We start from the raw sequence: 13,086 nt of genomic DNA on the forward strand, positions 1-13,086 counted from the left end.
GGGGGGGCCCCGCCGCCCGGGGGGGCCCCCCCCCCGGCGGGGGGGGGCCCTTGGGGCCCCCCGGCGGGGGCCCCCCCCCCCCCCCCCCCGCGGGGGGGGCCCGGGGGGGGGGTCCCCCCCGCGTCGGGGCGGGACGCCTCAGCTCGTGCCGATGCCCGCCCGGGCGAGGGAGAAGCCCTTGCCCGAGGGGTCGTGCGTGCACGACATGCCGGTGTCCTCGCTGCGGCACGTGAAGTCGCCCTCGGTGATCGAGTCGCCGTAGTCCAGGTCGTCGAGGTCGTCACCCGCCTTCTTCGGCTGCTGGTCCTGGGGGACGCACGGCTGGGCGACCGTGCCCTCGCCGTCGATGGTCACCACGTACCCCGTCGTGCCGTCGCAGCCCTCCGTCGGGGCGGGCTGCTGGTTGAGCTGGGCGATCCCGCAGGACACGCCGTCGGCGTAGATCGAGCACGTGATGTTCTTCGACGGCGCCGCGAACCGCGCCAGCACCTCGCCCTGCATCGGCGCCTCCTCGGACGCGGACGCCGACGGCTCCTGCGAGGCCGCGGGAGCGCCGCCCGCCTCCGGGACCGTGGGCGACGGCGCGCCGAACATCTGCACGGCGAGCACCACCATCGTCACGATGAGCACCACGTCGACCGCGATGAACGCGATCCACCCGGCCGAGAGCCGGCGGCGCCGACGCGGCGGGGCGGGCGGGGGCGGCGGCGCGCCGACCGGCGCCGGCGCGGCGTACCCGGCCGGGGCCTGCGGCGCCGGCTGCGCGTAGACCGGCTGGTGCACCTGGGTCGCCGCAGCGGCCGGGGCCGGCGCGTACGCGGGCTGGGGCGCGTACGCGGGCTGGGGCTGGTACGCCGGCTGGGCCGCGTACCCGGGCGGGTAGGGCGCGGGCTGCTGCCCGGACGGCACGGCCGGCGGCAGCTGCTGGGTGTGCTGGGCGGCCGGCTGGTACGCGGGCTGCGGCGGCGACACCTGCGGCGCCGTGGCCCCGGCGTCCGGTGGCGGGGGCACGGGGGCGTGCACCGTCGCCGCCCCCGCGGGGGGCGTGACGGGCGCCGGCGCCGTGACCTGCTGCAGCGGCACCTCGGCCATCGGGTCGGCGGCGGGGCGCTGGTACGCGGACGCGACGCGGCGCACGCCGGCGGCCGGCGACGACGGCGACACGGTCGGCGGCACTCCCGGCGGCACGGTCGACGGCCTGCCGTCGGACCCCGGTGGGGGCGGCGGAACGGTGCCGGACATCTGGACTCCCTCCAGTCACTCCTCGGGCGTCGCGCGGCGGGTGACCGGCACCCGCACGGCGGCGACGCACCGGGCAGGATGTCACGATCGGGTCTCGACGGTCGAACCCGCCCCCGTGCGTCCCCACCGGGAGGCCGGGAATCCCGTGCGTCACAGCAGGCCCGAGGTGGCATCATCGTGCGCGAGCCTGCGCGCCCATCACGCGCCGCACCATCTTGAGACGAGGGAGAACCCGTGCCCGGAGAGAACCTGACCCGCGCCGAGGCGATCGAGCGCGCCGACGTCGTCACCGACGTCGAGTCGTACGCCGTCGACCTCGACCTGACCACCGGACCGACGACGTTCGCGTCCACGACCGTCATCCGGTTCTCCGCCACCCCCGGCGCGAGCACGTTCGTCGACCTGGTCGCGCCGTCCGTGCGCGAGGTCGTGCTCAACGGCGTCGCCCTGGACCCGGCCGAGGTGTTCGCCGACTCGCGCATCGCGCTGACCGGCCTGGCCGCCACCAACGAGCTGCGCGTCGTCGCCGACTGCGCCTACATGAACACCGGCGAGGGCCTGCACCGCTTCGTCGACCCGGTCGACGGCGAGGTCTACCTCTACACGCAGTTCGAGGTGCCCGACGCGCGCCGCGTCTTCGCGACGTTCGAGCAGCCCGACCTCAAGGCCCCCTACCAGGTGACCGTGACCGCACCGGCCGCGTGGCAGGTCGTGTCGAACCAGCCCACCCCGGAGCCGACCCCGGCCGCGCACGCGACGGACGCCGACGTCCCGACCGCGACGTGGGCGTTCGAGCCGACGCCGCGCATCTCGTCCTACCTCGTGGCCCTCGTCGCCGGCCCGTACGCCGTGCAGCGCGGCGAGCTCACGTCGTCCGACGGCCGCACCATCCCCCTCGGCGTCTTCTGCCGCTCCTCGCTCGCCGAGCACCTGGACGCGGACTACATCATGGAGACCACCCGCAAGGGCTTCGCGTTCTACGAGGCGACGTTCGGCGTGTCGTACCCGTTCGACAAGTACGACCAGCTGTTCGTGCCCGAGTACAACATGGGGGCGATGGAGAACCCGGGCTGCGTCACGTTCACCGAGTCGTACGTCTTCCGCTCCCAGGTGACCGACGCCGTCCGCGAGCGCCGCGTCGTGACGATCCTGCACGAGCTGGCCCACATGTGGTTCGGCGACCTCGTGACCATGAAGTGGTGGAACGACCTCTGGCTGAACGAGTCGTTCGCGGAGTACGCGTCCACGCTCGCCACCGCCGAGGCCACCGAGTGGGAGGCGGCCTGGACCACGTTCTCCGCGATGGAGAAGACGTGGGCGTACCGCCAGGACCAGCTGCCCTCCACGCACCCGATCGTCGCCGAGATCCGCGACCTCGAGGACGTGCAGGTCAACTTCGACGGCATCACCTACGCCAAGGGCGCGTCCGTGCTCAAGCAGCTCGCGGCGTGGGTCGGCCGGGACGAGTTCCTCTCCGGCGTCTCCGCGTACTTCCGCAAGCACGCCTGGTCCAACACCGAGCTGCGCGACCTGCTCGTCGAGCTCGAGGCGACCAGCGGCCGCGACCTCACCGCGTGGTCGAAGGCGTGGCTGGAGACGGCGGGCGTGAACACGCTGCGCCCGGAGATCGCCGTCGACGCCGAGGGCCGCATCACCGGGTTCGCCGTGCTGCAGTCGGCCCCCGCCGACTACCCGACGATCCGCCCGCACCGCCTCGGCATCGGCTTCTACGACCTCGTCGACGGGGCGCTGACGCGCACGCACCAGGTCGTCATCGACGTCGACGGGGAGCGCACCGAGGTCGCGGACCTCGTGGGCCGCGAGCGCCCCGCGCTCGTGCTGCTCAACGACGAGGACCTGGCGTACGCGAAGATCCGCCTCGACGAGGAGTCGCTCGCCGCGGCCGTCGAGCACCTGTCCCGCATCGCCGACCCGCTGGCCCGCTCCCTCGTGTGGGGCTCCGTGTGGGACGCGGTGCGCGACGGCGAGACGCCGGCGTCGGCGTACGTGGACCTCGTGCTCGGCAACATCGCCGCCGAGACGGAGTCGACGACCGTGCGCACCACGCTGAACCAGCTCGGCCTGGCCGCCCGGTCGTACGTGGCGCCCGAGCGTCGCGCCGCCACCCTGGCGCGCATCGGCGACCGGCTGTGGGACCTCGCGCAGGAGGCGGACGCGGGCTCCGACCTGCAGCTGCAGCTCGTGAAGTTCGTCGCGCAGCTCGCGTCGACGCCCGACCACGTCGCCCCGCTGCGCGGCCTGCTCGACGGCTCGGTCGCGCTCGACGGCCTCACCGTGGACACCGACCTGCGGTGGGAGCTGCTGGAGAGCCTCGTGCTGCTCGGCGCGGCCGACGGCGCCGAGATCGACGCGGCGCTCGCGCAGGACGACACGGCCACCGGCCGGCAGGCGGCCGCCCGCGCCCGCGCGGCGACGCCGACCGTCGCGGGCAAGGAGGCCGCGTTCGCCTCCGTCGTCGACCGGACGGACGTCCCGAACGCGATCATCCGCTCCACCGCCGCCGGCTTCGTGCACGTGACCGACCCGGCCGTGCTGGAGCCGTTCGCCGCCCGCTACGTCGACGCGCTACTGCCGATCTGGACCACGCGCAGCTACCACATCGCGGAGGAGCTCATCGAGGGGCTCTACCCGGCACCCCTCGCCTCGGCAGCGCTGCGCGACGCCGTCCGCGGCTGGCTGGACGCGCACGCGGACGCCCCCGCGGCCCTCCGCCGCATGGTCGTCGAGCAGCTCGCCGGCACCGAGCGCGCGCTCGCCGCGCAGGCCGTCGACGCCTGAGTCCCGGCACGGAACGCGGAACCCCGCCCGGTCACGTCGACCGGGCGGGGTTCCGTCGTCTTCGGGACGGCGGGTCAGCGCGCCGTGCGCACCGCCTGGACGAGGGAGCGCAGGCGCGCGTTCTCGAAGAGGTCGTCGACCAGGACGACGTTGCCCGACCCGTCGGCCAGCGGCACCTTCCAGTTCGGGTACTCCTGGTCGGTGCCGGGCTGGTTCTGCGTGCGCCGCTCGCCGACGGCGTCCGTGAGCTGCACGCCCACGAGGGCGGCCGGCGTCCTGCGCAGGTACCGGTGCAGCCCCTCGACGATCTCGCGCTCGGACGGGTGGTCGGAGACCAGCCCGCGCATGGCGAGGGCCAGCACCGTCTGGTCCCGCTCGGTGCGAGCGGCGGCGCGCAGCTCCTGCGCGTCGCCGGCGAGCAGCCCGAGGCGCTCGCGCAGGTCCACGTGCTCCCCGGCGAGGTAGCCGGCGGCCGGCGGCATGTCGTGGGTGCCGACCGTCGCGAGCGACGCCCGGCGGTACTTCTCCGGCTCCAGGGGGCGGCCGTCCTCCTTCTCGAACCAGAGCACGGAGGTGCCGAGCACGCCGCGGTCGGCGAGCTCGTCGCGCACCCACGGCTCGAAGACGCCGAGGTCCTCCCCCACGACGACGGCCCCCGCGCGGTGCGCCTCCAGGCACAGGATGCCGAGCAGCGCCTCGTGGTCGTACCGCACGTAGGCGCCGACGGCCGGCGAGGCCCCCTCGGGCACCCACCACTGGCGGAAGAGCCCGAGCACGTGGTCGACCCGCAGCGCGCCCGCGTGCCGCAGCGCGGTGCGCAGCATGTCGCGGTACGGCGCGTAGCCGGCACGCGCCAGCGCGCGCGGGTTCCACGGCGGCTGCGACCAGGCCTGGCCCTGCTGGTTGTACATGTCCGGGGGCGCGCCGACCGAGACGTCGCGGGCCAGCACATCGCGGTGCGCCCAGGCGTCCGCGCCCTCGGGGTGCGCGCCGACCGCCAGGTCGTGCATGATGCCGATCCGCATCCCCGCCTCGCGCGCCACGCGCTGCGCGGTCTGCTTCTGCTCGTCGGCCACCCACTGCAGCCACACGTAGAACTCCACGCGCTCGGCGAGCTGCTCGCGCAGCGCGGCGACGGCGGGGGACGCCGGGTCACCGAGCTCGTCCGGCCGCGGGCGGGAGCCGAGGTGCTCGACGATCGCGCACCAGGTCGCGAAGTCGCGCAGCCCGACGCCCTCCTCGGCGACGAACTCCTGGTAGGCGGCCTCCCGCGCGGCGCGCCGGGGCGCGGTGAACACCACCTCGAGGGCCGCCTTCTTCGCCTCCCACACGGCGTCGCGGTCGAGCGCGCCGGGGTCGGCCACGAGGTCGCGCACCGGGTCGGCCGCCCACTCCACCAGGGAGCGGTCCGCCGCCGACAGGTACGCCGTCTCCGGGATGTCCTCCACCCGCACGTACAGCGGGCTGAGGAAGCGGCGGCTGGTCGGCAGGTACGGCGACGGGGTCAGCGGCGTGACCGGTTCGGTCGCGGACAGCGGGTTGACCCCGACGAAGTCCGCGCCGGCGCGGTGCGCCGTCAGCCAGGCGAGGTCGGCGAGGTCCGCCAGGTCGCCGACGCCCCACGACGTGCGCGAGCGCACCGAGTAGAGCTGGACGAGGAAGCCCCACCACTGGTCGTCCTCCAGGCCCGCGGGCAGCTCCAGCCGGCGGGGCGTGACGACGACGGTGGCGCGCGTCTCGTGCCCCTCGGTGAGCGCGTGCAGCGAGTGCCAGCCGAGCGGCAGGTCCTGCGGCAGGGCGAACGTCGCGCGCCCCACCCGTCGTCCGTCCACCGCGCGCGGCTCGACCAGGACGTCGAGCTGGTCCAGGTCGCGACGACGGCGCACCGCGTGCTCGCGCGCCGCGGGCTCCGCGCCGTCCAGCTCCAGCCACACGTGCACCGCCGCGCCGTCCGTGACGTGCACCGGGACCTGCGTGCCGGCGCCCTCGCGCACCACGACCGTGGGCGGCAGGACGGCGCGCCACTCGTCGTCGCGGGCGCGCTGCAGGCTGTGCGTCACCTGCTGCGACGTCCCCGCGGGCACGCCCAGCGCACCCAGCACCGCGACGAGGGTCGACGCCGGCGCGACCACCACCTCGCCGCCGAAGCCGTGGTGCTCGACGAGCACGCCGTACGCCTCGGCGAGCTCGCGCAGCTCCGCGCTCGGCTCGTCGGTGCTCGGCTCGTCGGTGTCGCCGCCCTCCAGGGCGGGTCCGTCGTCCGTCGTCGTCGCCGGAGCGTCAGCCACCGACCCGGGCTCGTCGGCACGCGCGTCGTCGACCGTGCCGCCCGTATCGTCCCGGGAGTCGTCCGGGATGTCGTCGCGGGCGTCGTCCGAGGTGGTCGGCTGGTCCTTGCTCACGGAGACGATCCTGCCATCCCCCGTCCCACCAGGCCGTCCGCCCACGCGGCACGACCTCACGCCCGCAGACGTTTCGTCGAGGCCCGCCCGCTCGCTACCGTGGACGGGTGACCCCCGTGATCTCCACGCTCCGGACCGCTGCCCCGACGGCGGTGACGCCCACGCCTGCGCCCACGCCCAGCCCGAGCGCGACGAACACCGAGTCCGCCGTCGAGGACACCATCAAGGCCGCCGCGGACGCCGGTTCGTCGTTCTGGGAGTGGTTCACCGGCTGGCCGCTGCAGATCCTCATCATCCTGGCGATCGGCATCGTCGTGCTGGTGCTGCTGCGCCGCGTGATCGCGCACGTCGCGGAGCGCATCGCGACCGGCGCGGGCACGACCACGACCGAGACGTCCCCGGCCTGGCGCCGCTACCTGCAGCGCACGCCGTTCGTCGAGGACGCGATCGCGATGGCGAACCCGCTGGCCAGCCAGCGGCGCGCGCAGCGGGCCCGCACGGTCGGGTCGGTGCTGCGCTCGACGGCGAACATCTTCATCGGCACGATCATGGCGCTGATGATCCTGCAGGCGCTCGGTCAGCCCGTCGGCCCGCTGGTCGCCTCCGCCGGCGTCGTCGGTGTCGCGCTGGGCTTCGGTGCGCAGAGCCTGGTGAAGGACTTCATCTCCGGCGTCCTGCTGCTGGTGGAGGACCAGTTCGGCGTGGGCGACGTCGTCGACCTCGGCTCCGGCGCGACGGGCACGGTCGAGGAGGTGCAGCTGCGCGTGACGCAGGTGCGCGCCTTCGACGGCACGCTCTGGTACGTGCGCAACGGCGAGATCCTGCGGGCCGGCAACATGACGCAGCAGTGGTCGCGCGCCGTCGCGGAGGTGCGGGTGCCGCTGGAGGCCGACGTCGACACGGTGCGGGTGGCACTCGGCCGCGCCGCCGACGACGTGCAGGCCGACCCCGAGCTGTCGCCGCTGCTCCTCGAGGCGCCCTCGGTGCGGGGCGTGGACGCCGTCAACGACATCACCATGTCGTTCACGCTGCACGCGCAGACCCGGCCGGGCGACCAGTGGGAGGTCTCGCGCGAGCTGCGCCGCCGCGCCCAGGAGGAGCTGCGCGCGGCGGGGGTGCTCGTGCCGTCCGCCGACGCCGAGCCGGCCGTCCTCGAGCAGGAGACCGAGGCCTGACCAGGCGCGGGCGGGCGGGACGGGACGGTCAGGAGACGAGCAGGGGGTCCATCTGAGCGGCCAGGTCGTCGGCCTCCGGGCCCACGATGACCTGCACCACGCGACCGGAGCGCACCACGCCGAACGCGCCCGACGCCTTGAGCCCCTGGTCGTCCACGAGGGCCGGGTCGCTCACCTCGACCCGCAGCCGCGTGATGCAGGGCTCGAGCTCGACGACGTTCCGGCTGCCGCCGAGCGCCGCGAGGATGTCGTCAGCCTTGTTCGGGGCGATGGTCATGGGGGCCTCCCGTGGAATGCGTCGTTGCAGGTCCGTGACCAGCCTAACGCTCCCGGGGCCCGAGCGGGAGGAGCAGCACCGCGGGTGTCTGGGAGGATGGCCCGGTGACGGACCAGACTTCACCCGCGTCGCCTCTCGAGCCATCGCCCGAGTCGTTCTACGACGCCGTCGGCGGGCACGCCACGTTCGAGCGACTCGTCGACGTGTTCTACGAGGGTGTCGCCGCGGACGAGGTGCTGCGCCCCATGTACCCGGAGGAGGACCTCGGGCCCGCGAAGGTGCGGCTCACGCTCTTCCTCGAGCAGTACTGGGGCGGCCCGACGACGTACAGCCAGCAGCGCGGCCACCCGCGCCTGCGGATGCGGCACGCGCCCTTCAAGGTCAACCCCGACGCCCGCGACCGCTGGTTGGCGCACATGCGCGTCGCCGTCGACGCGCTGGACCTGGCGCCGATCCACGAGTCCCAGCTGTGGGACTACCTGGAGCGCGCCGCGTACAGCATGATCAACACCTTCGACGAGTGACACCTCGACCCGTCCGGTGACCCACCCTGCGACTCGACCTGGAGTGCGTGTGAGCGAGACGTCCACCACCACGCCCGCCCCCGCGGGCATCCCCGACGCCCTGGACCGCCTGCTGTCGGCGCTCGACCTGCGCGAGGTCGACGGCTGGGGCCCCCGCGGCGAGGACGACCTGTGGCGCGGCGACAGCGTGCCCGGCCCCGGCCGCCGCGTGTACGGCGGCCAGGTGCTGGCCCAGGCCCTGCTCGCGTGCGGCCGCACGGTGGACGACGACCGCCTGCCCCACTCGCTGCACGCCTACTTCCTGCGCGAGGGCGCGCTGGACACCCCGATCGACTTCGCCGTGGAGCGGTTGCGCGACGGGCGGTCGTTCAGCGCCCGGCGCACGCACGCCATCCAGCACGGCAAGCCGATCCTGTCGCTGACCGTGTCGTTCCAGACCGACCAGCCCGGGTACGAGGCCGCGGAGCCCGCGCCGGCCGGCGTCCCGGCACCGGAGGACGTCCCGTCGGCGATCGAGGTGCTCCACGGCATCGACCACCCGGCCGCGAAGTTCTGGTCGCACGAGTCGGCGTTCGACCTGCGGCACGTGGGCGGCTCGTTGTACCTGGGCCCCGACCCGGAGCCGAAGCCCACCCAGCAGGTGTGGGTGCGGGCACGGCACGCGATCGCATCGGACGACCCGCTGCTGCACCGCGCGCTGCTCGCCTTCGCGTGCGACCAGGTGATGCTCGAGCCGGTGCTGCGCCAGGCGGGGCGCTCGTGGATCGACGTCGGCGGCGCCGTCCCGATGGCGAGCCTCGACCACGCCATGTGGTTCCACCGCGACGCGCGCGCCGACGACTGGCTGCTGTACGTCCAGGAGTCGCCCGGCGCCCAGGGCGGGCGCGGCCTCGGCCTGGCCCGCGTGTACGACCGCGAGGGCCGGCTGGTGGCGAGCATCGCGCAGGAGGGCATGATCCGGCTCCCCGGCTGACGTCCGCGCGCCTCCCCGCGGCGCTGCGGGGAGCGCACCGTCGCCGCACACTGTGCGCGTGCGACTGCGCCGCGTCTCCGCCTCCTCCCCCGGCTACTCGCGCCGCGCGAAGGGCGACGGCTGGGCGTTCCTCGACGTCGACGGGGCCCTGCTCGACGACGAGGCGGAGGTGGCGCGGTGCACCCGGCTGGCGGTCCCGCCGGCCTGGACCGACGTGTGGATCTGCCGGTACCCCGACGGTCACCTCCAGGCCTTCGGCCGGGACGACGCCGGGCGCGGCCAGTACCTGTACCACGAGCAGTGGCAGGCGAGGCGTTCGCGCCGCAAGCACGACCACGTGCTCGACGTCGGCCGGCGGCTGCCCGCCGCCCGCGCCGGGGTGACGCGCGACCTGGGCCGCGACGGCGTCGGGCGCCGTCGGGTGCTGGCCCTCGCGTTCCGGCTGCTCGACGACGCGTACTTCCGCGCCGGCGGGGAGGTCTTTGCGGCGAAGCACCGCAGCTACGGCCTCGCGACGATCCGCAAGGAGCACGCCACCGTGCGGCGCGACGGGAGCGTGCACTTCCGGTATCCCGCCAAGTCCGGGCAGCTGCGCGACGTCCTCGTCGAGGACCCGCTGGTGGCTTCGCTCGTCACGACCCTCAAGCGTCGGCGCGGCGGCGTCGACCTGCTCGCGTGGCGGGACGACGACGGGGCGGGCTGGCACGACGTCACCAGCGCGGACGTGCAGGCCGACGTCAAGGAGCGCCTCGGCGACGACGCGACGCCGAAGGACTTCCGCACCTGGCACGCCACCGTGCTCGCGGCGCGCGCCTTGGCCGACGCCGGCGCGCCGCCGCGCTCGCAGCGGGCGCGACGGCGGGTGGTCGCCCAGGTCGTCCGTGACGTGGCCGACGAGCTCGGCAACACGCCGGCCGTCGCCCGCTCGTCGTACGTCGACCCGCGGCTGGTCGACCTGTGGGAGCACGGCGAGACGATCGGCCCCACCCGGACGCGCTCCGCCGCCGAGCGCGCGGTGCTGGACCTGCTGGGCTGACCGCGAGGGAGTACCCCCTCGGCGAGGAGGTACTCCCTCGGCGGGGTCAGCTGCAGGCCAGCGGGCCGTCGGCCGGCGAGGCGCCGTTGGCGACGAAGCCCACCGTGGCCTGCGCACCGGCCGCGAGGTCGGCGTTCCACGCCGCCCCCGTGATCGTCCCGCCGGACAGCACGCCGCCCCACAGGTTCGTGGTGGACAGCCCCGCCGGAGCGGTCACCGCCCACCCCGGCGCGCCGTCGTCACCCGCGGTGACCACGATCTGGCCCTGGTACCCGCCCGACCACGAGTTCGTCGTCGAGTACACCGCCGTGCACGCCCCGTCCGTCGGGTCCGGGCCGCCGTCGTCCGGACCCGTCGTCACGCTCACCGGCGCCGACGCCGCCGACACGTTCCCCGCCGCGTCCCGCGCCGTCACCGTGTACGAGTACGCGGTCTCCGGCTCGAGCCCTTCGTCGACGAACGACGTCGCCGCGGCGCCCACGGAACCGACGACCTCGCCGTCCCGGCTGACCTGGTACCCGGTGACCCGGGTGTCGTCCGTCGACGCCGACCAGGTCACCTGCACACTCGTGCCGTCCGCGGTGGCGGTCACGCCCTGCGGCACGCTCGGCGCGGTGGTGTCGTCCGTCGGGACGTCCTCGCCGAAGAGCCGGTCGTAGTCCGCGAGCGCGGTCGCGACCGCCGTCTGCGCCCAGAACCGGTGGTAGGTGAACTCGGGCGCGGGCCCGCCGTCGAGGTGGTCCTGCACCTTCTGCCACTGCGGGTCGTCGGTGTAGAACGACCGCAGGTCGAGGAACGAGGCGCCCGCCCCGATCTCGTCGCCGTTCGGCATGGTGCCGGTCCAGCCCTCCGGCACGTACACGCCGTCGCCGTCCGCGGAGGTGAGCACGTCGTCGAACCGGGAGTAGTCGGCGCGCGTCTCCGTCGTGGCGACGCCGAGCGGGTCGCTGTTCTGGGTCCAGATCGCGTCCAGCAGGTCGTGCGCGACCTGCTGGGCCTGCGCGTGCTGCTCCCCCTCGCCGCCGGCCGCGTAGTACATGAGCGACCGGGCGAGCGCGCCGGCGACGCCGACGTCCTGCCCGTAGCCGGTGACCTCGACGGAGAGGCCGGCGTTGTCGCCGGGGTCCGCGGCGTCCCAGTCGTCGGGCTGACCCGACCAGGCGAGGTTCGACGGGATCTGCCACGAGTCGTCGGTGACGGTGATGTGGTCGATCACCCACGGCACCCACTTGTCGAGCACGGCCCCGGCGCGCGCGTCGCCCGTCTCCTCGTACAGCTGCGCGATGCGCTCCACGCCCCAGCCCTGCATGCCCATCCACTGGTTGGAGGGCGGGTCGTGGTAGACCGGCGCCTCCTGGTACGCCATGCCGTAGAAGGTCGCGACGTCGTCGGGACGGTCGGCGTAGTGCCCCTCCCAGCTGTTGGTCGCGCCGCCGGCGATGCCGCCCTCGGGCGCCTGGAGCCACTGGAACAGCTCGAGCTGGCGGTCGAGGCTGGTGGCCCAGTCGTCGGACGCGGTCGGCGACGCGGGCTCGAGGTCCGGGTCGTTCGACAGCGCCCACGCCGCCATCGGGTTCTGGTACCCGAAGTGCGCGTGGCTGGAGCCGATGCGCCACGCCCACGGCGAGGCCGTGTCGAGCGCGCCGCCCCAGGCGTAGTACCAGGACAGCAGGTAGTGCGCGCTGTCGCGGCCGGTGCCCGCGGGGCACGACGTGGACTCGCAGCCCGGCGTCTTGAAGTACTTGTCGAACAGGGCGTAGCGCAGGTAGTCGCCCATCTTGGACGCCTTGCCCACCGTGTCGGCCACGGCCTCGGGCTGCCCCTGCTCGGCGGCGAACTTGTTGGCCCAGTAGGCGGCCTCGACGGCGCGGGCGTCGGCGTCGGGCGCGTTGGTGTACTTCCACTGCTCCGCATACGACGCGTCGCCCGTGAACAGGTCGAGGTAGCCGTTCTCGCCGCCGTAGGAGAAGTCGTCGATCGACGGCTGCGGCACCGTCTCCCACACCGACTCCTGCGGCCCGCGCTGGAAGGTGTTGATGTACGACGTGCCCTCGTGGTCCGGCCCCAGCAGCTCGGACGAGCCGGGCGCCGCGCCGAAGCCGTACACGTTGTCGACGTCGGCGAGCCAGTGCATCCCGTACACCTCGGGGGTGCCGTAGGTGGACTCGAGCTCCGCGCCGATCGGGTCGCGCCCGACCGACACGCCCGTGTCGAGCGGGGAGGGGTACCGGCTCGGGTGGTCGAACTCCGGGGCGTAGGTCGCGGGCTTGGCCGGGTCGTACGCCGCGTTGGTCGGCTGGTTCTCCGTGGTCGGGATCATGTACTGCTCGAGCGTGTCCCAGGCGTGGTTGAACGGTTCCCAGTCGCCGGTCACCTGCCCGTAGGACGTCTCCAGCCACAACCAGAACGAGTACGCCTCGCTCGTGGTCTCGTGCCCGTAGTCGGGGGCCTCGACCATGAGCGTCTCGACCGCGTGGTACGGGATGCCCTGCGGCGAGAAGTAGCCGTTGGCCGGGTCGTGGATCTTGTCGTAGAGCTCCAGGAACCGCTGCGTGTACTCGCCGTCGACGAGCAGGGTGCGCTCGGCCGGGGCAGCCGCCGCGGCGGCCGGCCCGGAGGCACCGGGCGCGCCGAGCGCCGCCGCGGTCGGGCCGGCGG

The 13,086-nt window shown here is 74.6% G+C and carries 9 protein-coding genes; 5 read left to right on the forward strand and 4 right to left on the reverse strand.

The window, feature by feature from the left end; all coding sequences use genetic code 11:
- Positions 1-138 precede the first annotated feature (138 nt).
- The gene (locus tag ACFQ8Y_RS10835) at positions 139-1,242 is read right to left on the reverse strand and encodes a hypothetical protein (protein WP_430585442.1); all 1,104 of its coding nucleotides are present in this window, start codon (positions 1,240-1,242) and stop codon (positions 139-141) included.
- 234 nt (positions 1,243-1,476) lie between these two features.
- Here ACFQ8Y_RS10835 and pepN point away from each other — a divergent pair, with 234 nt between their 5' ends.
- Positions 1,477-4,041, forward strand: coding sequence for an aminopeptidase N (gene pepN, locus ACFQ8Y_RS10840; RefSeq protein ID WP_430585443.1), 2,565 nt, complete (start codon positions 1,477-1,479; stop codon positions 4,039-4,041).
- 74 nt (positions 4,042-4,115) lie between these two features.
- Here the strand turns inward: pepN and malQ are convergent, their stop codons facing one another.
- The gene (gene malQ, locus ACFQ8Y_RS10845) at positions 4,116-6,287 is read right to left on the reverse strand and encodes a 4-alpha-glucanotransferase (protein WP_430585451.1); all 2,172 of its coding nucleotides are present in this window, start codon (positions 6,285-6,287) and stop codon (positions 4,116-4,118) included.
- A 263-nt stretch (positions 6,288-6,550) separates the two neighbouring features.
- Between malQ and ACFQ8Y_RS10850 the strand changes: the two genes are divergently transcribed.
- Complete coding sequence (locus ACFQ8Y_RS10850) at positions 6,551-7,618, forward strand: mechanosensitive ion channel family protein (protein WP_430585444.1); 1,068 nt, start codon at positions 6,551-6,553, stop codon at positions 7,616-7,618.
- A gap of 28 nt (positions 7,619-7,646) precedes the next feature.
- On the opposite strand, the gene ACFQ8Y_RS10855 is transcribed toward ACFQ8Y_RS10850, so the two are convergent.
- Complete coding sequence (locus ACFQ8Y_RS10855; protein ID WP_429728304.1) at positions 7,647-7,895, reverse strand: glucose PTS transporter subunit EIIB; 249 nt, start codon at positions 7,893-7,895, stop codon at positions 7,647-7,649.
- 104 nt (positions 7,896-7,999) lie between these two features.
- On the opposite strand from ACFQ8Y_RS10855, the gene ACFQ8Y_RS10860 reads away from it, so the two are divergent.
- From ACFQ8Y_RS10860 to ACFQ8Y_RS10870, 3 genes are read left to right on the forward strand one after another with little or no spacing between them, the layout of a single operon-like run.
- Entirely contained in the window at positions 8,000-8,419 is a 420-nt protein-coding gene (locus ACFQ8Y_RS10860; protein WP_430549803.1) for a globin, read from the forward strand.
- A gap of 49 nt (positions 8,420-8,468) precedes the next feature.
- A complete protein-coding gene (locus tag ACFQ8Y_RS10865) occupies positions 8,469-9,392 on the forward strand; it encodes an acyl-CoA thioesterase (RefSeq protein WP_430549802.1) in 924 nt (307 codons plus the stop codon).
- Positions 9,393-9,450: 58 nt separating this feature from the next.
- Positions 9,451-10,428: a DNA topoisomerase IB gene (locus ACFQ8Y_RS10870; protein ID WP_430585445.1), complete on the forward strand. Its 978-nt coding sequence runs from the start codon at positions 9,451-9,453 to the stop codon at positions 10,426-10,428.
- A gap of 46 nt (positions 10,429-10,474) precedes the next feature.
- On the opposite strand, the gene ACFQ8Y_RS10875 is transcribed toward ACFQ8Y_RS10870, so the two are convergent.
- A partial coding sequence (locus ACFQ8Y_RS10875) for a glycoside hydrolase family 48 protein (RefSeq protein ID WP_430585446.1) occupies positions 10,475-13,086 on the reverse strand: 2,612 nt, incomplete at its 5' end.

This window comes from Isoptericola sp. NPDC056605 (assembly GCF_042792795.1).
Classification (GTDB): domain Bacteria; phylum Actinomycetota; class Actinomycetes; order Actinomycetales; family Cellulomonadaceae; genus Isoptericola.

What these genes read in the sequence shown, in the direction of transcription:
- ACFQ8Y_RS10855 (WP_429728304.1), bottom strand. Translation starts at nt 7,895, where the DNA reads ATGACCATCGCCCCGAACAAGGCTGACGACATCCTCGCGGCGCTCGGC.
- ACFQ8Y_RS10835 (WP_430585442.1), bottom strand. Translation starts at nt 1,242, where the DNA reads ATGTCCGGCACCGTTCCGCCGCCCCCACCGGGGTCCGACGGCAGGCCG.